This is a genomic window from Alloyangia mangrovi (assembly GCF_002300555.2).
GTDB lineage: Bacteria > Pseudomonadota > Alphaproteobacteria > Rhodobacterales > Rhodobacteraceae > Salipiger > Salipiger mangrovi.
This window is the reverse complement of the sequence record NZ_NTHN02000016.1, coordinates 19,482-41,812: the sequence shown is the minus strand read 5'-3', so window position 1 is coordinate 41,812 and position 22,331 is coordinate 19,482. Positions and strand designations below refer to the sequence as shown.

Sequence of the window (22,331 nt, the reverse complement as noted above, 5' to 3'; positions counted from 1 at the left end):
ACCCCCGGGATATTTGGACCTAGAAGAAAGCCCGGGCCGCGGCGGGGATTGATGGACGCGCGGCGGCGCGCTAAGGGGCTCCGCATGCCCAGATACGCGCTTTTGGTGGAATATGACGGCGGGCCCTTCGCGGGCTGGCAGCGTCAGGCGGATCAACCCTCGGTTCAGGGGGCGATCGAGGCTGCGCTCGGCAAACTCGAAAAGCGCGAGCACACCATCGCCGCCGCGGGGCGCACCGACGCGGGCGTCCACGCGCGCGGGCAGGTGGCGCATTGCGACATGGACAAGGCCTGGGACCCGTTCCGCCTTGGCGAGGCGCTGAACTTCCACCTCAAACCCGCGCCGGTGGCGATCCGCGCCTGCGCGGCGGTCGAGGACGACTGGCACGCGCGCTTCTCGGCGATGGAGCGGCGCTATCTTTTCCGCGTTCTGGTCCGCCGCGCGCCCTCGACACTGGAGAAGGGGCAGGTCTGGCGGGTGATGAACCCGCTGTCGCTCGAGGCCATGCGCGAGGGTGCGGCACATCTCATCGGCTTGCACGACTTCACCACCTTCCGTTCGACCATGTGCCAGGCCGCCTCGCCGGTGAAGACGCTGGACGCGTGCCGGATCGAGCAAGTCGAGACCGGGGCCGGCACCGAATTTCACTTCCACCTGCGGGCGCGCAGCTTCCTGCACAACCAGGTGCGCTCGATCGTCGGCACGCTCGAGCGGGTCGGCGCGGGCAGCTGGGCGCCCTCGGACGTCAGGGCCGCGCTTGAGGCCGCCGACCGCGCCGCCTGCGGGCCGGTCTGCCCGCCGGACGGGCTCTACCTGATGGGCGTCGGTTACCCGGACGACCCGTTTGCGGGCCTATCCGCGCAAGGCGCTTGATTTACGCGGGGAAACCCGGCAAGAGCCTGCGCATGACGCTAGCGATCCGAATCCGACGAGCCTGAGCTCCTCCCGCCGTGCCCAATCCGGGCGCGTCTCTTCGTTTGTCCGTCAGACACTCCCTTGAAAACTTGACTTGGCCCCGGGCCCTTGGCACCAATCGGGCCTCATTGCAGAGGAAGCCCCCATGACCCCCTCCGTCCTGCCGACCTATTCGCGCGCCCCGCTTCACTTCGTGAAGGGCGAAGGCTGCTGGCTGATCGAGGAGGACGGACGACGCTTTCTCGATCTCGGCAGCGGCATCGCGGTGAACGCGCTCGGCCACGCCCACCCCACACTGGTGGCGGCGCTGACCGAGCAGGCGCAGAACCTCTGGCATGTCTCGAACCTCTACGAGATCCCGCAGCAGCAGGCGCTTGCCGACAAGCTCGTGGCCGCCACCTTCGCCGACACCGTCTTCTTCACCAACTCCGGCACCGAGAGCTGCGAGCTCGCGGTGAAGATGGCGCGCAAGTACTGGTACGAGAAGGGGCACCCCGAGAAGACCGACATCATCGCCTTCACCGGCTCGTTCCACGGCCGCTCCTCGGCGGGCATCGCCGCGGCGGGCAGCGAGAAGATGGTCAAGGGCTTCGGGCCGATCCTGCCCGGCTTCAAGCATCTGCCCTTCGGCGACATGAACGCCATCGAGGCGGCCATCGACGCGCACACCGGCGCCATCCTCATCGAACCGATCCAGGGCGAGGGCGGCATTCGCCCGCTGCCCGACGACCAGCTGAAGGCGCTGCGCAAGCTCTGCGACGACAAGGATATCCTGCTGATCCTCGACGAGGTGCAATGCGGCATGGGCCGGACCGGGCGTCTCTTCGCCCATGAATTCGCAGGCATCACGCCGGATATCATGATGGTCGCCAAGGGGATCGGCGGCGGCTTCCCCCTCGGCGCCGTGCTGGCCACCGAAGAGGCCGCCTCGGGCATGACCGTCGGCACCCATGGCTCGACCTATGGCGGCAACCCGCTCGGCTGCGCTGTCGGCGGCGCGGTGATGGACGTGCTCACCGCAGAGGGCTTCCTCGAGGAGGTCGGCCGCAAGGGCGGCCTGCTGCGCCAGAAGCTCGAGGGACTCATCGCCAGCCACCCCGACATCTTCGAGGAGGTTCGCGGCCAGGGGCTGATGATCGGGCTCAAGACCAAGGTCGCCCCGGGCGATTTCGTCAAGGCCGGCTACGAGCAGCTGGTGATCACCGTGCCCGCGGCGGACAATGTGGTGCGCCTTCTGCCCGCGTTGACCATCACCGAGGAGGAGATCGCCGAGGCGGTCGGCCGTCTCGACGCCACCGCCACCGCTCTGGAGGTTGCCGCCGAGGTGACCGCCTGAGCACCGCCTGAGTTTCTTCTAGGCCAAAATATCCCGGGGGAGTCCGCCGCATGGCGGACGGGGGCAGCGCCCCGAGTCCCCGGCCCAACAAAAAGACCCAACAGATGAACCACTTTCTCGACATTCACAAAACCGACCCGGCGGACCTGCGGGGGATCATCGACAGCGCCAAGGCGATCAAGGACAGCCGTAACGGCCGCCCCAAGGCCATGGCCGATGACGAGACCCCGCTCGACGGGCGCATGGTGGCGCTGATCTTCGAGAAGCCCTCGACCCGGACCCGCGTCTCCTTTGACGTCGGCGTGCGGCAGATGGGCGGGCAGACCATGGTGCTCTCGGGCAACGACATGCAGCTCGGCCACGGCGAGACCATCGCCGACACCGCCCGGGTGCTGTCGCGTTTCGTCGACATGATCATGATCCGCACCTTCGACGAGGCGGTGCTGACCGAGATGGCGGAATTCGCGACGGTGCCGGTGATCAACGGTCTCACCGACCGCACCCACCCCTGCCAGATCATGGCCGACATCCTCACCTTCGAGGAGCACCGCGGGCCGATCAAGGGCAAGAAGGTGGTCTGGTGCGGCGACGGCAACAACGTCTGCGCGTCCTTCCTGCATGCCGCCGGGCGCTTCGGCTTCGATCTGACCTTCACCGGCCCGGTTCAGCTCGATCCCGAGATGGAATTCGTCGGCCTTGCCCGCAATGAGGGCGCCAGCATCACGATCGAGCGCGATCCCTTCAAGGCGGTCGAGGGCGCGGACCTCGTGGTCGCCGACACCTGGGTGTCGATGCATGACGCGCAGAGCGCCAAGGAGCGCCGCCACAACATGCTGCGCCCCTACCAGGTGAACGAAAAAACTGATGGAGGCCGCGGGCAAGGACGCGCTCTTCATGCACTGCCTGCCGGCGCACCGCGGCGAGGAAGTGACCTCGGAAGTGATGGATGGGCCGCAGTCGGTGATCTGGGACGAGGCCGAGAACCGGCTGCACGCGCAGAAGGCGATCATGCGCTGGTGCCTCGGCCAGTGATCCGCGTGACGCGGGCAGGGGGCTCCGCCCCCGCCCGCCTTGCGGCGGGTTCCCCCGGCGTATTTTGAAAGAGAAGAAGCCGGGCGGCAGGGCCCGGCTTCCGGCGTCTTTGGCGGTGGCTGGTCCCGTGCACGGGGGATGCACAGCGGCTGTGCATCGCGGGCGCGTGGCGGCGGCTTGCCTCGGGGCCTGTTATCGCTACCTTTCGCGGCAGAGACACAGGAGGCGTCCATGGCAGACCCGCAGATCGGCATTTACGGATTGGGCACGATGGGGGCGGCGCTGGCGCTCAACATGGCCGACAAGGGCATCGACATCGCCGTGTCGAACCGCAGTGCGGGGCCGATCGCCGAGTTCATGACCCGCGCCGCACCCTTCGCGGCGCATGTGACCGCGCTCGGCACTCTGGAAGAGCTGATCGCCGCGCTGCCGAGACCGCGGCTGCTGCTGGCGATGATCCCCTCGACCGGACCGATGGATGACTTCCTCGCGCAGGTGATCCCGTTGCTCGCCGAGGGCGACACGGTGATCGACGCGGGCAACGCCGATTTCCACGCGACCCGCGCCCGCAGCGCGCTCCTCGCCGAGCATGGGCTGCATTTCGTCGGCCTCGGCGTCTCGGGCGGCGAGGAGGGCGCGCGGCATGGCCCGTCGATGATGTTTGGTGGCTCCGAGGAAAGCTGGGTTGGGCTGCAGCCGATCCTGTCGAGGATCGCCGCGCAGTTCGACGGCGCCCCCTGTGCCGACCGCATGGGGCCGGACGGGGCGGGGCATTTCGTCAAGACCGTGCACAATGGCATCGAATATGCCGACATGCAGATGATCGCCGAGATCTACGAGCTGCTGCGCCATGGCGCGGGGCTGTCGCCGTCCGAGATCGGCGCGCAGTTCGCGCGCTGGAACGACGGCCCGCTGGAGAGTTACCTCTTCGAGATCACCGGCACCGTGCTCTCCTATGACGACCCGCTGGGCGAGGGGCCGATGGTGGATGCCATCCTCGACCGTGCAGGGCAAAAGGGCACCGGGCGCTGGACCGCCATCGAGGCGGTGACGCTTGGCCAGTCGGCGACGATGATCGAGGGCGCCGTCGCGGCGCGGGCCTGGTCTGCCGAGAAGGACCTGCGCGAGGTCGCGGGCGCGGCGCTCGGCGCGGACCGGGCCGGGTTCACACCGGACTTCGAGGAGCTGGAGGCGGCTCTGCTAGCGGCGCGCATCCTCGAGTACGCGCAGGGATTCCGCATCCTTGCCGCCGCCTCTGCCGAATATGGCTGGCAGCTCGACTTCGCCCGCATCGCCGAGATCTGGCGCGCGGGCTGCATCATCCGGGCGCGGCTGCTCGATGACATTTCCGACGCCTTCCGCGAGAGCCCGCCCGAGGGGCAGCTCTTCCTCGCGCCGCGCTTCGCGCCGGTGCTCGACGCGGGCATCCCGGCGCTGCGCCGGCTGGTCTCGGGGGGGGATTGCGGCGGGCTACCCGCTGCCGGTGCTCGGCTCGGCGCTGGCCTTCTGGGACACGCTGCGCCAGCCACGCGGCACGGCGGCGCTGATACAGGCGCAGCGGGATTTCTTCGGCCGCCACGGATTCGACCGGGTGGATGGCGAGGACGTGCACCACGGGCCGTGGTGGGACTGAGCCATGTCTGCGGTGGGGTGCTGGCCGTTCTGACCAGCCGACCTATCTGATCGCGGTAGGCGGGTCACTGTCGCGCACCGCTGCTGCGGCGGAGCCAGCCACAGCCTTGAATTGATCGGCCAAGCCGCGCAGCATCCAGAAGGCGGGATCGCGGGGCAGGGCTGCCGCGCGGACCGCAGGACGATGAACCACGAGGAAAAGACCATGTATCTGCCCTTCTTGTCCCGGCTGACCGGCGCCTCGGCGGTCGTGGTCCTTGCCCCGCTGCTGCTCGCTGCCTGCACCCATTCGGCGCCGCCGCAGAGCGCCGGCCCGGCCAGCGGGGCCGGGATGTCCGCGGAGGTGACCGAGCTGGCCATCGCCTGCCGCCATGACGAGGCGCTTGCCGCGCTCGACCAGTTCGATGCGGCGATGGGCGGCAGCACCAGCGCCTCGGAACTGCAGAGGGTCGTGGTGCTGCGCAACGCTCGGGACACGATGGGCGCCGCCCGCGTCCTGCGCGAGCGCAACGCGCGTGACGATGTCACCGTCGACGACGCGGTCTATTCCGGCACCGCGGTGGAAGACGAGCTCGAGAGGATCCGCTCGGAGCGCGCGTTGCGCACCGGCAGCCGCACCTGCCGTTGATCCCGGGTGCCTGATCCCGGGCAGGTGATCCCCGGCGTTTGACACGCTTCCGGTCACCGCGACGGGGGTGGCCTGTGGTATCATTCTACCCGGGAGGATGCGGGCCGGACCGGCCTGCGTGGTGCAGAGGACGACCCGTGGATCCTACCCGGGAGGACTCGGTATGCCGACATTCATAGTGACGGGGTGCTACACGGCGGCGGCCTTGAAGGGCATGATCGCCAATCCCAGCGACCGTGCCGAGGGCGCGCGCTCGGTGGTCGAGGCGGGGGGGCGGCAAGATGCTGTCCTTCTACGCCACGACCGGGCCGACCGATTGGATGGTGATCGCGGAGGTTTCCGACGTGCACGACCTTCTGGCCAGCCTGATGGGGGTCGGTGCCTCGGGCATGGTGAGCAACATCCAGACCGTAAGGGCCTTTTCGGCGGACGAGCTGATGGAAATGCAGAAGAAGGCGGGCAAGGCGGCGAAGGCCTACAAGTCACCTGCATGAGCATGGCCGGGGCGGCCCTGCGCCGCCCCGCTGGTGCCGGGCATCAGCCCCGGATCACCGCGCCCGGGTTCATGATCCCGACCGGGTCGAGCGCCGCCTTGATAGCGCGCATCGCCGCCAGCTTGGCCGGGTCGGAGTAGCGTTCGAGATCGTCCACCTTCAGCCGCCCGATGCCATGTTCGGCGCTGACCGAGCCGCCCATCTCATTGACCAGATCGTGCACGCAGCGCTGCACCTCGGCACGGATATCGAGGTAGTCCTGTTTCTTCCGGCCCTTGGGCGGGAAGACGTTGTAATGCAGGTTGCCGTCGCCGAGGTGACCGAAGCAGTTGACCCGGAAGTCGCCGACCTGCGCCAGCCGCGCCAGCCCGGTGTCGATGAACTCGGGCAGCGCGCTCAGCGGCAAAGAGACGTCATGGCTGGCGATGGCACCGATGTGGCGGTTGGCCTCGGGGATGCGTTCGCGAATTTCCCAGAACTGCTGCGCCTGCGCCTCGGATTGGGCAAGCAGCCCGTCGCTGACGAGGCCAGCCTCCATGCCAGCGGTGAAGAGGGCTTCCAGCGCCGTCTCGGGGGCCATGCCCTGCGCGAGTCCGAGCTCGACCAGCACGCACCATGCGGGCGGCTCGGCGAAGGGCTGGCGCACCTCGGGCAGGGCCTCGGCGAGGAACTCGAACCCCATGCGACCGATCAGCTCGAAGGCGCTGACCATCTCGCCAAGCTGCTCGCGGGCGAGCGCAAGCAGGCTGAGGGCGGCGGCGGGGCTCTCGACGGCCAGCAGCGCGGTACCGGTGGCGGCAGGCACCGGCGAGAGCTTGAGTGCGGCAGCGGTGATCACCCCAAGCGTGCCTTCGGCGCCGAGCAGCAGCCCGCGCAGGTCGTAGCCGGTGTTGTCCTTGCGCAGCCGTTTCAGCCCGTGCCAGATCGTGCCGTCGGGCAGCACCGCCTCGAGCCCCAGCACCTGCTCGCGGGCATTGCCGTAGCGCAGCACGTTGACCCCGCCGGCGTTGGTCGAGAGCAGCCCGCCGATACGCGCGGTGCCCTCGGAAGCGAGCGAGAGCGGGAAGAGGCGGTTCACGGCCAGCGCCGCGGCCTGCACGTCGGCCAGCACCGCGCCGGCCTCGGCGACCAGCACGTTCTCCTCGGGGTAGGTGGCGCGGATGGCCGACATACGCTCGAGCGAGAGGATCAGCGGGGCGGGGCCCTCGGGGGCGATCTGCCCGCCGACGAGCCCGGTACCGCCGCCGTAGGGCAGGAGGCCGACGCGGGCCTCTGAGCAGGCGCGGACGATGGCCGCGACCTCCTCGACGCTGCGCGGCAGCGCCACCCAACCCGAGATGCCCTGCCAGCGGCCGCGCGGCTCCTCGAGGTAGCGCGGCTCGGCGCGGCGCAGGGCGCCCTCGGGCAGCGCGCGGCTCAGGGTGTCGGCAAAGGCGTCATCGGCGGGATTGAGGGGCATTGCGGTCTCCGTTGTCTGTGCCCGTGATAGCGGCCTCTCCGGCGAAGCCAACCCCTGCGGCGCGGGCGCGGGCACGCCGGTAGAGCGGGGTCATCAGCAGAGGTGTGAGGAACATGGGCACCTGATAACAGCCGATGAACAGGAGCAGCGGGTCGGTCACCTGCACCGGCAGGGCGACGAGGAAGATGCCGATGTTGCGGTTGCCGGCGATCATCGCCAGCGCGTCCAGAGCCTCGACGTGCCCGCCGCGGGCGCGCAGCCAGAGGGTCAGCGCCTGCGGGCCGAGGTTGGCGGCAAAGGCCAGCGCCATCCAGCCCGCGAGCTCGAGCGGACGCTCCAGCAGGGCGGGGCGGATTTCGGAAGTGAGGGCGAGCACGATGGTGGTCATCAGCAGTGCCGAGGCGCCGTCGAGCTGCGCAAGGGCGGCGGGGCCCGGGTTCGGCAGCAGGCGCGGGCGGATCACAAAGGCCAGCCCGGTCGCGGCGAGGATCACCAGCAGCAGCTTCAGCGCCGCGCCGAGGATGCCCGCCGCGCCGCCGAAGGCAGGCAGCAGGGCGAAGACCGGCAGGGTGGTGGCGGGAAGGATCAGCATGCCGAGGATCAGCATGCGCAGCGCCGGGCCGGGCGCTCCGCCGACCATGAGCGTGAGGTTCGGGCTGCTGGCCAAGGGCGCCGCGGCCATCAGCAGGATCAGCGCCAGCGCGGCGGGGCTCTCGCGCAGGCCGAGGGCGGAGGCGAGGGCGATCAGCACCAGCGGACAGAGCAGCTGGAAGACCAGCAGCGCGCCGAGCGTGCCGCGCAGGTGGTGCACCGCGCCGAGCGCCGCGCGCGGGCCGATGCGCAGGGCGGCGACGAAGAGCATCAGCGCCACCAGCTCGGACAGCCACGGCCGGACGAATTGGGCCACCTGCGGCAGAGCGATGCCGAAGGCGAGGCCGATGAGCATGAGCCAGCGGGCATGGCGGGCGAGGAAGGGCAGGAGGCTCATCGCAGGCAGCGCTTACGAGAAGCGGTCCGGCGCGAAGGGCGCGAGGTCGAAGTTGGGCGTTTGCCCGGAGACCAGCTGCGCCAGCAGCCGCCCGGTCTTCGGCCCGGCCGTGAGGCCGACGTGATCGTGCCCGAAGCCGACAAAGACCCCTGCCAGCCTCGGTGCCGCGCCGATCACCGGCAGCGAGTCGGCGATCGAGGGGCGGTGGCCCATCCATTCCACCTCGCGCGTCCAGGTGAGCCCGGGCATCGCCTTGCGGATCGAGCGGCGCAGCAGCTCGAAGGGGGCGGCGGAGGCCGGCGCATCGAGTCCACCGAACTCGACGATCCCGGCAAGGCGCAGGCGGCCCTCCATCGGGGTGGCGACGAACTTCTGCGCGGCGAACATCACCGGGGACTTCGGCATGACCGAAGGCTCCCAGAGCTCGAGGTGATAGCCGCGCTCGCTCTCCAGCGGGACCTCGAGGCCGAGGCGCCTGGCCAGCGGGCCGGACCAGACGCCGGTGGCCACGACCGCGGCGTCGCAGGGCAGGGTCTCGCCGCCGATCCTGAGGCCGGTCAGCCTGCCGCCTTCCTCCACGAAATCCCGCACCTCGCCGATCACCAGCCGTGCGCCGAGGCTCTGGGCATGGGTGGCGAGGTCTTTCACGTAGTGCCCCGGGTCAGTGATGCGGCCGTGGTTCGGCTGGCGCACACCGAGGGCGAAGTCGGTGCTCATCGCCGGGTCATAGGCCTGGAAGGCGCCATGCTCGAGCACCTCGTGGGGAAAGCCGAGATCACTCCGGGTCTTCCAGCCGAAGGCATCTGCCTCGAAGGCGGCGCGGTCGGGATAGGCAAAGACGTAATCCGAGGCGACGAGCCATTTCTCCGCCGGGGTGCCGCCCGCCAGCGCGAGGTGGTCGGCGAGGCTGTCGCCGAGCAGCGGCGCGATGGCGCGGGCGCGGGTCAGGGCAGCCTCGGCGTTGGCGTGGGACATGTAGCGCATCAGCCAGGGCATCAGCTTGGGCAGGTAGGACCAGCGCAGGAAGAGCGGCTGATCCGGATCGAGCAGCATCTTCGGGGCCTTCTTCCAGAGCCCCGGCCCGGTCACCGGCAGCACGGCCGCCGCGGCCAGCACGCCGCCATTACCGTGGCTGGTGCCCGTCGCCGGTCCCGCACGGTCGATCAGCACCACCTCGTGCCCGGCGCGCCGCAGCTCGATCGCCGTGCTCACGCCCACGATGCCCGCCCCGATCACCGCCACCGTCTTCGTCATCATCCGTACCCCGTTCGTATTCCGGCGCCATAAGGCGACGTCGGGGCAGCATGTGCAAGGGGGCGCGTGGGGCTAGTGCGGGAACCAGGCCGCGGCCGAGGCAACGCGCCCATGCTCGAGGTAGAAATCGTCGAGCTGCGGCGGCGCATAGCCGGCGTCCTGCAGCTGCACATGGGCCTGGCCGCGGTGGTGGATCTGGTGCTGGAAGAGATGCAGCAGCAGCGGCTGGACCTTCTCGTGCACCGCGCCCGAGGCGCGCTGGGTGAGGCGCTCTTCCTTCAGCGTCTCGGGGGTGAGCGCCTCGCAGAGGGCAAGCAGGCGCAGGTCGGTCCTGGCCTGCTCGTCGGCGAGCTGTGCCGGGTCGTCGACATGCGGGCGGTTCCTGAGCGAGAGCCCGAGCCCGCCGCGCTCCAGCGCGTCGATGTAGTAGAGATCGACCAGCAGGATGTGGTTCATCGTCAGGCTGAGCGAGGGGAAGAAGCCGGGGCGGGGATCGGTGAACTCCTCCTCGGTGAGCGCCGCGAGTACGGTATAGAGCGTCTCGTTCGCCCAGGCGTTGTTGCGGGCCATGAGGGTGAAGGGCGTGGGCGCATGCATGGGCGGATCCTCCGGGTGCGTGGGAGGAGTTTAGCGCAAGAGATGGGGGCGGCGAAGGGAGAGTCGCGAGCCGACCCGCCCGGGATCACGCCGAAGGCGCCGGGCGAGCGCTGGCCCGTCCCGGCGGGCTGGCGCTTTTGTGACGGAGCGCGACGTTCGGGTGTCTTCCGGGCTTTGCCGGAATAAAGCGCCGACCTCGAGCGTGGCGGCGCCATCCCACGCGCGGCGCGCGCCCGGCGCCCTCTGCCGTCGCGTGGAGACGAAAAAAAGGCCGGAGCTCTAGCCCCGGCCCTCATAGCTCAAACCGGCAGGCTCACATCGCGGCGCGGAACAGCGCCTCGAGGTTCTCCTCGGTCAGCTCGATCGGGTTGCCGCCGCAGGAAGGATCCTTGATCGCGCCTTTGACAAGCTCGGGGATCGTCTCCTCGGTCACGCCGAGCGCGGTCAGCCCCTTGGGCACGCCGAGGCTGTCGTTGAACTGGTCGACGAAGGCGCAGAAGCCGTCGAAGCCGCCCTCGATGCCGAGATAGCCCGCCGCCTTGTCGAAGCGCTCGCGAATGGCGTCCGCGTTGAACTTCAGCACGGCGGGCATGCAGACGGCGTTGGTGGTGCCGTGGTGCGTGCCGAAGACCGCGCCGATGGGGTGGCTCATCGCGTGGATCGCGCCGAGACCCTTCTGGAAGGCGGTGGCGCCCATGGCGGCGGCGCTCATCATCTGCGCGCGCGCCTCGAGGTCGGTGCCGTCGGCGTAGGCGCGCGGCAGGTACTCGATCACCAGCCGCATGCCCTCGAGCGCGATACCCTGCGACATCGGGTGGTAGAAGGGCGAGGAGAAGGCCTCGACGCAGTGGGCAAAGGCGTCGAGCCCGGTGCCGGCGGTGATCGCCTTGGGCATGCCGACGGTCAGTTCGGGATCGCAGATCACCACGGCGGGGAGCATCTTGGGATGGAAGATGATCTTTTTCTCGTGGGTTTCGGAGTTGGTCAGCACGCCCGCGCGCCCGACCTCCGAGCCGGTGCCCGCCGTGGTCGGCACGGCGACGACGGGAGCGATGGCGTCCGCGTCGGCGCGGGTCCACCAGTCGCCGATATCCTCGAAGTCCCAGACCGGCCGGGTCTGCCCCGCCATGAAGGCCACGCATTTGCCAAGGTCGAGACCGGAGCCGCCGCCGAAGGCGATCACCCCGTCGTAGCCGCCCGCGTTGTAGGCCGCGACGCCCGCGGCGAGGTTGCGCTCGTTGGGGTTGGGATCGACATCCGAGAAAAGACCGCAATGCAGGCCGGCGGTTTCAAGCACGGCGATGGTGCTCTCGGTGATCGGCAGGGTGGCAAGGCCGCGGTCGGTGACCAGCAGCGGCTTGGTGATGCCGGCCTGCGCGCAGGCGGCGGGCAGTTCCGCGATGCGGCCCGCGCCGAACTTGATGGCGGTGGGGTAGGACCAGTTGGCGGTGAGGCTCATTTCGTCACCTTCTTGAGATGGTAGGATTTGGGTCGTGTCAGGTTGTGGTAGCCGATGACCGACAGGCCGCCGCCGCGCCCGGTCTGCTTGCAGCCGGTCCAGCAGAGCCCCGGATCGAGGTAGTCGGCGCGGTTCATGAAGACGGTGCCGGTCTCGATGGCATCGCCGACCCTCTGCGCCCGCTCCACGTCCTGTGTCCAGAGCGAGGCGGTGAGGCCGAACGGGCTGTCGTTCATCAGCGCGATGGCCTCGGCGTCGTCCTTCACCTTCATGATGCCGACCACCGGGCCGAAGCTCTCATCGCGCATGACGCGCATGTCGTGGGTCACATTGGTCAGAATCTGCGGGGTCAGGTAGGCGGCGCCGTCGTCCTCGGGGAAGGTGTCGATATGGGCCGTTGCCCCCATCTCCAGCGCCTCTTTAATCTGCGCGCGGACTTCCTCGGCAAAGCGGACATTGGCCATCGGGCCGATGGTGGTTTCCGCGTCGAGCGGGTTGCCGAGCTTGTAGCCCTTCACCACCGCCACGGCCTTCTCGACAAAGGCGTCGTAGAGGCTCTCGTGAACGTAGATGCGCTCGATGCCGCAGCAGCACTGGCCGGAGTTGAACATCGCGCCGTCGATCAGCGTGTCCACCGCCGCATCAAGGTCGGCATCCTCCATCACGTAGCCCGGATCCTTGCCGCCGAGCTCGAGTCCGAGCCCGGTGAAGGTGCCCGCCGCGGCGCGCTCGATGGCCTTGCCGCCGCCGACCGAGCCGGTGAAGTTGACGAAGTTGAAGGCGCCCTCGGCGATCAGGGCCGAGGTGGTGTCATGATCCAGATAGAGGTTCTGGAACACCGCCTCGGGCACGCCGGCCTTGTGGAAGGCATTGGCCAGACGCTCGCCGACGAGCAGGGTCTGCGTCGCGCCCTTCAGCACCACGGTGTTGCCGGCGATGAGCGCCGGGGCCACGGTGTTGATCGCGGTCATGTAGGGGTAGTTCCACGGCGAGACCACGAAGACCACGCCATGCGGAACGCGCTTGATGTAGCGCTTGAAGGTGGCGTCCTCGCCGACCTCGATGTTGGCCAGCGCGACTTCGGCGATCTCGGCCATGTAGGAGGCGCGCTCGTTGAAGCCGCCGAACTCGCCGCCGTAGCGCACCGGGCGGCCCATCATCTGCGCCAGTTCGGGCACGATCGCCTCGTTCTGGGCGCCGATCTCGGCGACACCTCTCATGACGAGCTCGATGCGCTCGGCGAGCGGGCGGGCGGCCCATTCTGACTGCGCGATCCGCGCCGAGTTCGCGGCCGCGCGGGCCTCTTCGAGGGACAGCGTCTCGCGCGAGGCGAAGACCGAGCCGTCGATGGGAGAGATATTCTTCAGGGTGGTCATGAGAGCCTCCTCAGGCGCGCTCGAAGCCGCGCGCCAGCTCGTAGTCGGTAACCGCGCGGTCATAATCGTTCTGTTCGATGCGGGCGGCATGGGCGAAATGCTCGATCACCGCCTCGCCGAAGGCTTCGCGCAGCATCTTCGAGCCGGCAAAGGCGAGGGTAGCGGCGCGCAGGGTGTTCGGCACGTCCGGCACGTGATCCATTCCATAGACGTCGCCCTTGGCGGGCTCGGGCAGCTCGAGCTTCTCCTCGATCCCGGCAAGGCCTGCGGCCAGCTGCGCGGCGCAGGCGAGGTAGGGGTTCATGTCCGAGCCGGGGATGCGGCATTCGATGCGCACGCCCTTGGTGTCCTCGCCGACGAGGCGGAAGCCCGCGGTGCGGTTGTCCACCGACCAGGCGGTCTTGGTCGGCGCGAAGGTGCCGGGGGCGAAGCGTTTGTAGCTGTTGATGTAGGGCGCGAGGAAGAGCGTCACGTCGGGGGCATACTTCAGCAGGCCCGCGACGTAATGCTTCATGGTCTGCGACATGCCATGCGCGCCGTCCTTGTCGTAGAAGGCGTTCTCCGTCCCCTTGAACAGCGACTGGTGGATATGCGCGGCGCTGCCCACCTTGTCGGCGTGCCATTTGGCCATGAAAGTGGCGCCGTGGCCCTGCTGGTGGGCGATTTCCTTGACCGCGTGCTTCGAGATCGCGTGGTGGTCGGCGCAGGTCAGCGCGTCGGCGTAGCGAATGTTCAGTTCTTCCTGGCCGTGCTCGGCCTCACCCTTGGTGCATTCCACCGGCACGCCCATGGCGTAGAGGTGATTGCGCACCGGGCGCAGCACGTATTCCTCGCGGCTGGTGAGCTGGATCGAATAGTCCTGGTTGTAGGGCGAGAGGGTTTCCAGATCCCGCCAGCCGCTGTGACGGATGTCGTCGTAGGAGCGGGCATAGAGGAAGAACTCCAGCTCGGTCGCCATCATCGGGGTGAGGCCCATGGCCTCGGCGCGGGCGATCTGCTTTTGCAGGATCTGGCGCGGCGACTCGGCGGCAGGCTGGCCGTGGTGGTCGAGCACGTCGCACAGGATCATCGCCGTGCCCTCGAGCCAGGGCACGGGGCGCAGCGTGGCGAGGTCGGGCTTCATCACGTAGTCGCCATAACCCGAGGCCCAGCTCGTGGAGGCGAAGCCCTCGGGGGTGCTCATCACGAGGTCGGTGGCGAAGAGGTAGTTGCAGCAATGGGTTTCCTCGATCGCATGCTCGAGGAAGTTGGAGACGTGGAAGCGTTTGCCCTGCAGACGACCCTGCATGTCCACGACGCAAACGAGGACGGTGTCGATCTCGCCGGCGCGTGCGGCGTTTTTCAGGTCGTCTAGGGTCAGGGGGGCGGTCATTCCGCGGGCTCCTTGCTGGGCTTGTCCGTGTCACCGCGCGCGGGCGCGGGGATTTGATCAAATTATACTCGCAGATTTATGCGAGGGGATCGGCCCCCGCAATAGCTGAGCGGGGGCCGAGATGTTGCGACGGAACGCCTCAGAAGTTGTAGGGCGGGCCGGCTTGGTTGATGACGCCGTTGTACTCTTCGAAAATCGAGACAACCTTGGCGTGGACCTCGCTTTCCTGGGCGATCTCCTTCCAGAAGGCCTTGGCGGCGTTTTCGACTTCGGCCCATTCCTCCGGCGGCACCGAGCGCAGCTGCAGCTTGTCGCCGGTGGCGCGCAGCTTTGCCTCGCCGCCCCAGTACCACTGGTTGCGGTAGGTGTCGGCGGCCTTGATCCCGGCCATCACCAGCGTCTTGAGGTGCTCGGGCAGATCGGCCCAACGCTGCTGGTTGACGAAGATCGAGCCGATCCAGGCGCCCGAGATGTTGTTGGTCAGGAAGTAGTCGGTGACGTTCGCCCAGCCGACGGTGTAATCCTCGGTGATGCCCGACCAGGCCATGCCGTCAAGCTCGCCGGTCTGCACAGCGACTTCCGCATCCTCGTAGGGGATGTTCACCGGCACCACGCCGAACTGCGCCAGGAAGCGCCCGGCGGTGGGGAAGGTGTAGAGCTTCAGCCCGTCGAGATCGGCGAGGCTGGTGATCTCTTTCTTGGTATTGAAGTTGCACGGGTCCTGACCCGCGGCCGAGAGCCAGGTCACGCCGACCTTCTCGTATTCGGCGCGCCAGATGTCGGCGAGCCCGTATTGCTGGAACAGCACCGGAACGTCGAGGATGTGCTTGGTGGCGAAGGGGAAGTAGCCGCCGAAGACGCGCATCGGAGTGGGCGAGGCCATGGAGTCGTCGTCCGAATGCACGGCGTCGATGGTGCCGCGCTGGAGCGCCTGGAAGAGCTCGCCGGTGGGCACGATCTGGTCGGCGTAGTAGAGCTCGATCTCCAGCTCGCCCTGGGCGGCGGTGTTGATGTAGTCGACGATCGGCTTGGTCACCTGTTCGCCGAGGGCGGCACCCGCGTAGGTCTGGAAGCGCCACTTGATCGGCTCCTGCGCGCGGCCGATGGACGGCGCCGCGAGCGCAGCCGGAGCGGCCAGTGCGGCACCGCTCAGGATCTTGCGTCGTGTCAGGGTCATCTTGTCTCTCCTGTTGCGTGGTTGATGTCTGTGCCCCTCTTCACGGGGGTCTCGTTGTTAGTTCTGGTAGACGAGGTCCGGCAGCCACAGGGCCAGCTCGGGGAAGATCATGATGATCGCCAGCACCACGGTCATCACCGCGACGAAGGGGATGATCGAGGTGTAGATGTCGCGCAGGCCGATCTGCGGCGGGGCCATGGCGCGCATCAGGAAGAGGTTGTAGCCGAAAGGCGGGGTCATGTAGGCGATCTGGCAGGTGATGGTGTAGAGGACACCGTACCACACCAGGTCGAACCCGAGGTGTCCGACCAGAGGCACGTAGAGCGGCGCCACGATGACCAGCATGGCCGTATCGTCGAGGAAGGTGCCCATGACGATGAAGCTCAGCTGCATCAGGATGAGGATCATCCAGGGGGACAGGCCCAGCTTCTCGGTGAACAGCTCCTCGATGGCGCTGACCGCGCCGAGCCCGTCGAAGACCGCGCCGAAGGCGAGGGCGGCGAGGATGATCCACATGAACATGCACGACACGCCGAGGGTGTTGCGCACCGAGTTCTCGAAGACCTGGCGGGTCATTCGCCCCTTGAGCACCGCCGCGACAAAGGCGGCCACCGCGCCGATGGCCGAGCTTTCCACCAGCGAGGTCCAGCCGCGCACGAAGGGCACCATCATCACGAAGAAGATGACCAGCGGCAGCAGCCCGGCACGCAGCAGGCGCAGCTTCTCGGCCATGGGGATGTCACGGTCGGCCTTGGGCAGGATCGGGCCGAGCTCGGGGTTCAGCTTGCAGCGGATGACGATGTAGATGACGAAGGCCGCCGCCATCAGCAGGCCCGGGATCACCCCGGCGAGCCAGAGCTGGCCGACCGGCTGGCGGGCAATCATCGCGTAGAGCACCAGCACCACCGAGGGGGGCACGAGGATGCCGAGACTTGATCCCGCCTGGATCACCCCGGTCACCATGCGCTTGTCATAGCCGCGCTTCAGCAGTTCTGGCAGCGCGATGGTGGCGCCGATGGCCATGCCCGCCACGGAAAGCCCGTTCATCGCCGAGATCAGCACCATGAGGCCGATGGTGCCCACCGCCAGACCGCCCGAAAGGCCGCCCATCCAGACGTGGAACATCTTGTAGAGATCGTCGGCGATCTTCGATTCCGACAGCACGTAGCCCATGAAGATGAACATCGGCAGGGTCAGCAGCGGGTACCATTTCATCAGCTTGATCGAGGCGGCAAAGCCCAGGTCGAAGCCGCCACGGTCGCCCCAGAGGCAGAGCGCGGCCACCACGGCGACGAATCCGATGGCGCCGAACACGCGCTGCCCGGTCAGCAAGAGGCCCAGCATCCCCGAGAACATGACGATTGCGATCAGGTCTTGCGACATCAGAGGTCCTCTCCGCGGATGCGGGCGATGTCGCGGAAGAATTCGGCGACGCATTGCAAAATCATCAGCGCGACGCCGAAGCACAGGATGACCTTCACCGGCCAGACGTAGGGGCGCCAGGCGCTCGGGCTGCGCTCGAGATGGCCCAGGTGCTCGGCGGCGGCGCTTGGCCCGCCGGTGACGAAGGCCCAGATGAGCTCGCCGAAGAACTTGAAGGGCTCGGTGCCGAAATAGCCGAAGCTGTAGGCGGTCGAGCTGATCGCCCCCCCAGAGCAGCACGCCGAGGTAGAACAGCAGGAACCAGATGGTGATCACGTCGACGATGGCGCGGCGGCGCGGCGACCAGTCGCCGTAGAAGAAGTCCATCCGCACGTTCGAGCCCATCTGGATCGAGTAAGGCCCGCCCAGAACGTAATAGGCGACCATGATGAACTGCGCCGTCTCCAGCGTCCAAAGCGTCGGTGTGAAGAAGGTCTTGGAGACCGAGGACCAGATCAGCACGCCGATCAGCGCAAAGAGCAGGTACATGGCAAAACGCCCGATGGCGCGATTCATCTTGTCGATGATCCGCACGTAGCAGACCATGGCTTCAGGCATTGTCCGTCTCCGTCAGTCCCAGACCCGCCAGCGCCGGGCGCAGCAGGGTCAGCAGTTCTCCGGCGATCATCTCGATCCCGGTCTGGTCGGCGAGCAGGTCGTTGCGCACCTCGATCATCACGTTCGGCAGGTTGTTGGCGATGCCGTGCAGCTTCAGCGAATGGGTCACGCCGTCCTCGGGGCCGTAGGGATCGTTGCGCGCGATGCGACGGCCGGGCAGGCGGCTCGCCTCGTCCAGCATGCGGTCGCCAGCCGGCTGTCCGCGTCGTGCAGGATGCCGATCTCGACCTCGCGCGGGAGGCCGAACCACGTCGGTGTGAAGCTGTGCACGGTGATCAGGGCAAAGGGGGTCTCCAGTGCCTTGCGGGTCACCACGGCGCCGGTCACCGCGGCGCAGAAGGGGTCGTAGACGTCGCGGGTGCGCTGGGCGCGCTCGGCGTCGGAGAGGCCGATGTTGCCGGGCACGTCCACGGTCTCGGTCTTCGTGGGCATCGACGAGGCGGCCTCGGGCGGGCGGTTCAGGTCATAAACCAGCCGCGAGACGCTGCCCGCCACCAGCGGCGCGTCCAGCGCCTCGGCCAGCCGTTCGGCCAGAGCCAGCGCGCCCGGGTCCCAGGCGGCGTGGCTGCGACGGTCCTCCTCGTGCAGCCCCAGCCCGTCATAGCGCGCGGGAATGGCGTTCGAGGCGTGCTCGCAAAGAAGCAGCGCCGGGCCGCGGCCCATGGCTCTGCTCACTTCGAATGCGGTGGTGTCTTCTTCCGACACGTCTGTCCCCCTGTCTTTGGAAAAACCTTTCCACGCGCTCGATAATGCGTCAATATTTTTTCAGAACGATTTTGGGTCGAGGGGACCGGGCGCCAAGTGCCGTCGATTTCTGCCCAATTTTTGAACCCGGCACAAAGGGGAGCCCGTGGAAACCAGCCCGAACGGCACCGTGCGCCAGCTCATCCGCGAGCATTACGCGCAGCTGACCAATTCCGAGCGCAAGTTCGCGCAGGCGCTGCTGGGCGATTACCCCGGCGCGGGGATCGCCTCGATCACCGCCGCGGCCGCGAATGCCGGGGTGTCAACGCCGACCGTGGCGCGGATGGTGCAGAAGCTGGGGTTCAAGGGCTATCCGGCCTTCCACGCGGCGCTCTTGTCGGAGCTGCAGGCCAAGGTCTCGGGACCCGAGGCGCGGCGGGCGGTCTGGGCCTCGGAAGCGCCGGAGTCGCACCTGCTGAACCGCTTCGCCGAGGCGGTGACGCAGAACCTGCGGCAGACCTTCACCAATATCGACGCGGCGCAGTTTGACGCGGCAGCCAAGCGGCTGGCCTCGACCGAGGGGCGGCTCTACGTGGTCGGTGGGCGGATCACCCGCTCGCTGGCGGAATATGCCTTTACCCATTTCCAGGCGATCCGGGCGCGGGTCACCCATTTGACTTCGTCTTCCGCCACATGGCCGCACTACGTGCTGGACATGGAGGAGGGCGATACGCTGCTGATCTTCGACATCCGCCGTTACGAGGACAACCTGCAGCGGCTGGCCGAGATCGCGGCGGCGCGGGGAATGCATGTGATCCTGATCACCGACCAGTGGTCGAGCCCGATCGCCGGCGTCGCGGAGCATGCCTTCAACTGCTGGGTCGAGATCCCCTCGGCCTGGGATTCCAACATCTCCACCCTGTCGCTGGTCGAGGCGCTTGTCGCTGCGGCGCAGGAAGAACGCTGGCCCGATGCACGCGAGCGCTTCGAGCGGCTGGACCAGCTGTTCGAGCTGACGCGGCTGTTTCGCAAGCCCTGAGGGCAGGCGGGCTACGTGAGCCGGGACGGGCGGGCGCTCGCCCGGCGGCTGCGCCTTGCTACCGGGCGGGCTGCGCCCCGCTCCAATCAAAAGAAGCCCCCGGCGCTATGAGGGGCGACGGGGGCAGTTTGGGAGCATTCTCTCGAGTGGGTCCGGCTCAGAAGCCGACAGCATCCGCGCCCTTGGTGTCGAGGATCTCGCGGGCCTCGTCGGGGGTGGCGAGTTCCAGCCCCAGCCCCTCGATGATCTGCCGCGCCTTGCCAACCTGCTCGGCGTTGCTGCGGGCAAGCTGGCCGGGACCGGCCCAGAGCGAATCCTCGAGCCCGACGCGCACGTGCCCGCCCATCGCGGCCGCCATGGCGGCAATCGGAAGCTGGTTCCTGCCCGCCCCCAGCACCGACCAGCGGTACTGGTCGCCGAAGAGCCGATCGGCGGTGCGCTTCATGTGCATGACGTCGTCGGGATGCGCGCCGATGCCGCCCATCAGGCCGAAGACCGTCTGGATGAACAGCGGGCCCTTCACCAGCCCCTGATCAAGGAAATACTTCAGGTTGTAGAGATGCGCCGTGTCGTAGCACTCGAACTCGAAGCGGGTGCCGAGCGCGCCGAGCGTGGTGACGATATGCTCGATCTGCCCGAAGCTGTTGTTGAAGATGATGTCCTTGTTGCCGACGTAGTCGCGCTCCCACTGGTGCGCGAGGTCCGGGAAGCGCTGCAGCATCGGGAAGAGGCCGAAGTTCATCGAGCCCATGTTGAGCGAGGCGATCTCGGGCCGGTGAGTCTGCGCCGGGCGGATGCGCTCCTCGATGGTCATCGTCGGGGCGCCGCCTGTGGTGATGTTGACCACCACGTTCGAGGCCTGCTTGATCACCTGCAGGAAGGGGGCAAAGGCCTCGGGTGTCTGGTCCGGCCGGCCGTCCTCGGGGTTGCGGGCGTGCAGGTGCACCACCGCGGCCCCGGCCTCGGCGGCACTGATGGCGGCCTCGGCGATCTCCGAGGCGGAGACGGGCAGGTATTCGGACATCGAGGGCGTGTGGATCGCGCCGGTCACGGCGCAGGTGATGATCACCTTGCGGGTCTTGGCCATGTGGATGTCCCGGATCAGGTGCGCATGGCGCGGCGCGCCGAAGGGCGGGTGTTCGTTGGTGTCGGCTGCATCGCGGTCCTCCTCGGGGCTGGCGCCATAGATCACACCAGATTCTGGTGACCCGAGTTCCCGTGGCAGTCATTCCTCCCTTGCCGCGGGATCAACGGTTGCGGTCTTGCCCGTTCTGGTGTGATCTGAGATCACAGTTGCAGAAGGACTCGCAAAGAGTCAACGGGGAGAAATGGGAAACATGGGCGAAACTCAGGAACGGCCGCCGGAAGCGCGGCCGCGCACGCTCTCGGAACAGGTGCATGAGACCCTGTGCGAGATGCTGCTCTCAGGACAGTTGAAACCGCGCGACCGCATCTCGCTGCGCGATCTGGCCGAGCGTCTGGGCGTGTCGATGATGCCGGTGCGCGAGGCGGTGAGCCGGCTTGCCGCGGGCGGGGCCCTGCTGGTCGAGCCGAAGCGCGCCGTGCAGGTGCCGCTGATGAGCGGCGAGGAATTCGCCGACCTCACCGATATGCGGGTCCTCACCGAGGCGCAGGCCGCAAGGCGCGCCGCCGAGCGCGCCACGCCCGAGGAGATCGACGAGATCCTGACCTTGGCCGAGCGTTTCGAGACGATCCTCGATACGGCCTATGGCAGCCCCGAGGCGGTGGCGGCCAACAAGGACCTGCATTTCGCGCTCTACCGGGCGGCGGGGTCGAAGGTGCTGATGGACGTGATCACCATGCTCTGGCTGAAGGCCGGGCCGATCATCAACTTCGACATAGGGGTGAAGGCGGAGGTGCCGCTCGAAGAGGAGATCGGCCGCTCGCGGACGCACCATTCGCGCGCCCACCACCGCCAGCTCTGCGAGGCGCTGCGCGCCCGGGACGGCGATGCGGCGGCGCAGGCGGTGACCGAGGACATCCGCGTCGCGGCAGAGCTGATCCGCGCCTACGGCGCCGAGGAAATGGAAGACAGCCGCAGGAGGATCCTGCCATGAACCTGGAACTCGAAGGCGCGCGAGTCATCGTCACCGCCGGGGCACAGGGCATAGGTCGGGCCATCGTCGAGGGCTTCCTTGCCGAGGGCGCGCGGGTGGCGACCTGCGATATCGACGAGGCCGCGCTGGCGTCGCTTCCGCCCGAGGTCTGGCAGCAGCGCTGCGACGTCTCCGACGCAGGGCAGATCGAGAGCTTCATGCAAGGTGCCATCGCCGCGCTCGGCGGGCTCGATGTGCTGGTCAACAACGCCGGGATCGCCGGGCCGACGAGCCCGGTCGAGGAAATCGACCCCGAGGCCTGGGAGCAGTGCCTCTCGGTCAGCCTCACTTCGCAGTTCCATTGCGTGCGCCACGCGGTGCCGGCGCTGCGGCAGAGCGGCAACGCCTCGATCCTCAACCTCTCGTCGATGGCGGGGCGAGTGGGTTTTGCGCTGCGTACGCCTTACGCCGCAGCCAAGTGGGGCGTGATCGGCTTCACCAAGTCGCTGTCCATCGAGTTGGGGAAGGACAGCATCCGCGCCAATGCGATCCTGCCGGGCATCGTCGCCGGGGACCGCCAACGCCGGGTGCTCGAGGCCAAGGCCCAGCGGCTCGGCAAGAGCTTCGAGGAGGTCGAGGCCGCCGCCTTTTCCTATACCTCGCTCAAGGAGTACGTGACGCCGCAGCAGATCGCCGACCAAATCCTCTTTCTTGCCAGCCCGCGGGGCCGGACGATCTCGGGGCAGGCAATCTCGGTCTGCGGCGACGGGCAGATGCTGGCCTGATCCCGCA

General features: G+C 68.0%; 19 protein-coding genes and 3 pseudogenes. 9 read left to right on the top strand and 13 right to left on the bottom strand.

Annotated features, from left to right (window positions below):
* The first annotated feature begins 84 nt into the window (after positions 1 to 84).
* The 6 genes and pseudogenes from truA to CLG85_RS10645 all read left to right on the top strand — a co-directional run bounded on the left by truA (position 85) and on the right by CLG85_RS10645 (position 6,037).
* Positions 85 to 873 carry a tRNA pseudouridine(38-40) synthase TruA gene (gene truA, locus CLG85_RS10670; protein WP_224844815.1) on the top strand — a complete coding sequence of 263 codons (789 nt, stop codon included), beginning with the start codon at positions 85 to 87 and terminating at the stop codon, positions 871 to 873.
* Between the two features lie 187 nt (positions 874 to 1,060).
* Positions 1,061 to 2,251, top strand: coding sequence for an aspartate aminotransferase family protein (locus CLG85_RS10665; protein WP_224844813.1), 1,191 nt, complete (start codon positions 1,061 to 1,063; stop codon positions 2,249 to 2,251).
* A 104-nt stretch (positions 2,252 to 2,355) separates the two neighbouring features.
* Positions 2,356 to 3,283 (top strand): annotated as a pseudogene (gene argF / locus CLG85_RS10660) (ornithine carbamoyltransferase).
* Positions 3,284 to 3,514: 231 nt separating this feature from the next.
* A pseudogene (gnd, locus tag CLG85_RS10655) lies at positions 3,515 to 4,916 on the top strand (NADP-dependent phosphogluconate dehydrogenase).
* 204 nt (positions 4,917 to 5,120) lie between these two features.
* The gene (locus CLG85_RS10650) at positions 5,121 to 5,543 is read left to right on the top strand and encodes a hypothetical protein (protein ID WP_260348865.1); all 423 of its coding nucleotides are present in this window, start codon (positions 5,121 to 5,123) and stop codon (positions 5,541 to 5,543) included.
* 281 nt (positions 5,544 to 5,824) lie between these two features.
* Positions 5,825 to 6,037 (top strand): GYD domain-containing protein, encoded by a 213-nt coding sequence (locus tag CLG85_RS10645; protein WP_260348864.1) that lies wholly within the window; start codon positions 5,825 to 5,827, stop codon positions 6,035 to 6,037.
* A gap of 43 nt (positions 6,038 to 6,080) precedes the next feature.
* Here the strand turns inward: CLG85_RS10645 and CLG85_RS10640 are convergent, their stop codons facing one another.
* The 12 genes and pseudogenes from CLG85_RS10640 to CLG85_RS10590 all read right to left on the bottom strand — a co-directional run bounded on the left by CLG85_RS10640 (position 6,081) and on the right by CLG85_RS10590 (position 18,464).
* Complete coding sequence (locus CLG85_RS10640) at positions 6,081 to 7,496, bottom strand: FAD-binding oxidoreductase (RefSeq protein ID WP_260348863.1); 1,416 nt, start codon at positions 7,494 to 7,496, stop codon at positions 6,081 to 6,083.
* Entirely contained in the window at positions 7,474 to 8,484 is a 1,011-nt protein-coding gene (locus CLG85_RS10635) for a bile acid:sodium symporter family protein (RefSeq protein WP_260348862.1), read from the bottom strand. The genes CLG85_RS10640 and CLG85_RS10635 overlap by 23 nt, the downstream gene beginning before the upstream one ends.
* A gap of 12 nt (positions 8,485 to 8,496) precedes the next feature.
* On the bottom strand, positions 8,497 to 9,738 hold the full coding sequence (locus tag CLG85_RS10630) for an NAD(P)/FAD-dependent oxidoreductase (protein ID WP_095882204.1): 1,242 nt from the start codon (positions 9,736 to 9,738) through the stop codon (positions 8,497 to 8,499).
* 72 nt (positions 9,739 to 9,810) lie between these two features.
* Positions 9,811 to 10,335, bottom strand: coding sequence for a DinB family protein (locus tag CLG85_RS10625; RefSeq protein ID WP_095882192.1), 525 nt, complete (start codon positions 10,333 to 10,335; stop codon positions 9,811 to 9,813).
* A 313-nt stretch (positions 10,336 to 10,648) separates the two neighbouring features.
* Positions 10,649 to 11,794, bottom strand: coding sequence for an iron-containing alcohol dehydrogenase (locus CLG85_RS10620; protein WP_095882193.1), 1,146 nt, complete (start codon positions 11,792 to 11,794; stop codon positions 10,649 to 10,651).
* Positions 11,791 to 13,170, bottom strand: coding sequence for an aldehyde dehydrogenase family protein (locus CLG85_RS10615; RefSeq protein ID WP_095882194.1), 1,380 nt, complete (start codon positions 13,168 to 13,170; stop codon positions 11,791 to 11,793). The genes CLG85_RS10620 and CLG85_RS10615 overlap by 4 nt, the downstream gene beginning before the upstream one ends.
* Positions 13,171 to 13,180: 10 nt before the next feature.
* Entirely contained in the window at positions 13,181 to 14,542 is a 1,362-nt protein-coding gene (locus CLG85_RS10610) for a glutamine synthetase family protein (protein ID WP_176476581.1), read from the bottom strand.
* 139 nt (positions 14,543 to 14,681) lie between these two features.
* A complete protein-coding gene (locus tag CLG85_RS10605; protein WP_095882195.1) occupies positions 14,682 to 15,719 on the bottom strand; it encodes a TRAP transporter substrate-binding protein in 1,038 nt (345 codons plus the stop codon).
* Between the two features lie 57 nt (positions 15,720 to 15,776).
* Positions 15,777 to 17,102: a TRAP transporter large permease gene (locus tag CLG85_RS10600; RefSeq protein WP_095882196.1), complete on the bottom strand. Its 1,326-nt coding sequence runs from the start codon at positions 17,100 to 17,102 to the stop codon at positions 15,777 to 15,779.
* Positions 17,102 to 17,699, bottom strand: a pseudogene (locus tag CLG85_RS10595) (TRAP transporter small permease subunit). The gene CLG85_RS10600 and the pseudogene CLG85_RS10595 overlap by 1 nt, the downstream one beginning before the upstream one ends.
* A complete protein-coding gene (locus CLG85_RS27720) occupies positions 17,692 to 17,868 on the bottom strand; it encodes a hypothetical protein (RefSeq protein ID WP_375796912.1) in 177 nt (58 codons plus the stop codon). The pseudogene CLG85_RS10595 and the gene CLG85_RS27720 overlap by 8 nt, the downstream one beginning before the upstream one ends.
* Positions 17,865 to 18,464: an N-formylglutamate amidohydrolase gene (locus CLG85_RS10590; protein ID WP_375796911.1), complete on the bottom strand. Its 600-nt coding sequence runs from the start codon at positions 18,462 to 18,464 to the stop codon at positions 17,865 to 17,867. The genes CLG85_RS27720 and CLG85_RS10590 overlap by 4 nt, the downstream gene beginning before the upstream one ends.
* Positions 18,465 to 18,609: 145 nt before the next feature.
* Between CLG85_RS10590 and CLG85_RS10585 the strand changes: the two genes are divergently transcribed.
* Positions 18,610 to 19,482 carry a MurR/RpiR family transcriptional regulator gene (locus CLG85_RS10585; RefSeq protein ID WP_095882199.1) on the top strand — a complete coding sequence of 291 codons (873 nt, stop codon included), beginning with the start codon at positions 18,610 to 18,612 and terminating at the stop codon, positions 19,480 to 19,482.
* A 157-nt stretch (positions 19,483 to 19,639) separates the two neighbouring features.
* On the opposite strand, the gene kce is transcribed toward CLG85_RS10585, so the two are convergent.
* Complete coding sequence (gene kce, locus CLG85_RS10580) at positions 19,640 to 20,569, bottom strand: 3,5-dioxohexanoate:acetyl-CoA acetone transferase (RefSeq protein ID WP_095882206.1); 930 nt, start codon at positions 20,567 to 20,569, stop codon at positions 19,640 to 19,642.
* Positions 20,570 to 20,819: 250 nt separating this feature from the next.
* Between kce and CLG85_RS10575 the strand changes: the two genes are divergently transcribed.
* Both CLG85_RS10575 and CLG85_RS10570 read left to right on the top strand, forming a co-directional pair.
* On the top strand, positions 20,820 to 21,560 hold the full coding sequence (locus CLG85_RS10575) for a GntR family transcriptional regulator (protein WP_176476582.1): 741 nt from the start codon (positions 20,820 to 20,822) through the stop codon (positions 21,558 to 21,560).
* A complete protein-coding gene (locus CLG85_RS10570) occupies positions 21,557 to 22,324 on the top strand; it encodes an SDR family oxidoreductase (RefSeq protein ID WP_095882201.1) in 768 nt (255 codons plus the stop codon). The genes CLG85_RS10575 and CLG85_RS10570 overlap by 4 nt, the downstream gene beginning before the upstream one ends.
* The last annotated feature ends 7 nt before the right edge of the window (positions 22,325 to 22,331 follow it).

What these genes read in the sequence shown, in the direction of transcription:
- CLG85_RS10650 (WP_260348865.1), top strand. Translation starts at nt 5,121, where the DNA reads ATGTATCTGCCCTTCTTGTCCCGGCTGACCGGCGCCTCGGCGGTCGTG.
- CLG85_RS10615 (WP_095882194.1), bottom strand. Translation starts at nt 13,170, where the DNA reads ATGACCACCCTGAAGAATATCTCTCCCATCGACGGCTCGGTCTTCGCC.
- truA (WP_224844815.1), top strand. Translation starts at nt 85, where the DNA reads ATGCCCAGATACGCGCTTTTGGTGGAATATGACGGCGGGCCCTTCGCG.
- CLG85_RS10575 (WP_176476582.1), top strand. Translation starts at nt 20,820, where the DNA reads ATGGGCGAAACTCAGGAACGGCCGCCGGAAGCGCGGCCGCGCACGCTC.
- CLG85_RS10665 (WP_224844813.1), top strand. Translation starts at nt 1,061, where the DNA reads ATGACCCCCTCCGTCCTGCCGACCTATTCGCGCGCCCCGCTTCACTTC.
- CLG85_RS10640 (WP_260348863.1), bottom strand. Translation starts at nt 7,496, where the DNA reads ATGCCCCTCAATCCCGCCGATGACGCCTTTGCCGACACCCTGAGCCGC.
- kce (WP_095882206.1), bottom strand. Translation starts at nt 20,569, where the DNA reads ATGGCCAAGACCCGCAAGGTGATCATCACCTGCGCCGTGACCGGCGCG.
- CLG85_RS10630 (WP_095882204.1), bottom strand. Translation starts at nt 9,738, where the DNA reads ATGACGAAGACGGTGGCGGTGATCGGGGCGGGCATCGTGGGCGTGAGC.
- CLG85_RS10600 (WP_095882196.1), bottom strand. Translation starts at nt 17,102, where the DNA reads ATGTCGCAAGACCTGATCGCAATCGTCATGTTCTCGGGGATGCTGGGC.
- CLG85_RS10605 (WP_095882195.1), bottom strand. Translation starts at nt 15,719, where the DNA reads ATGACCCTGACACGACGCAAGATCCTGAGCGGTGCCGCACTGGCCGCT.
- CLG85_RS10635 (WP_260348862.1), bottom strand. Translation starts at nt 8,484, where the DNA reads ATGAGCCTCCTGCCCTTCCTCGCCCGCCATGCCCGCTGGCTCATGCTC.
- CLG85_RS10570 (WP_095882201.1), top strand. Translation starts at nt 21,557, where the DNA reads ATGAACCTGGAACTCGAAGGCGCGCGAGTCATCGTCACCGCCGGGGCA.
- CLG85_RS10625 (WP_095882192.1), bottom strand. Translation starts at nt 10,335, where the DNA reads ATGCATGCGCCCACGCCCTTCACCCTCATGGCCCGCAACAACGCCTGG.
- CLG85_RS10620 (WP_095882193.1), bottom strand. Translation starts at nt 11,794, where the DNA reads ATGAGCCTCACCGCCAACTGGTCCTACCCCACCGCCATCAAGTTCGGC.
- CLG85_RS10610 (WP_176476581.1), bottom strand. Translation starts at nt 14,542, where the DNA reads ATGACCGCCCCCCTGACCCTAGACGACCTGAAAAACGCCGCACGCGCC.
- CLG85_RS10645 (WP_260348864.1), top strand. Translation starts at nt 5,825, where the DNA reads ATGCTGTCCTTCTACGCCACGACCGGGCCGACCGATTGGATGGTGATC.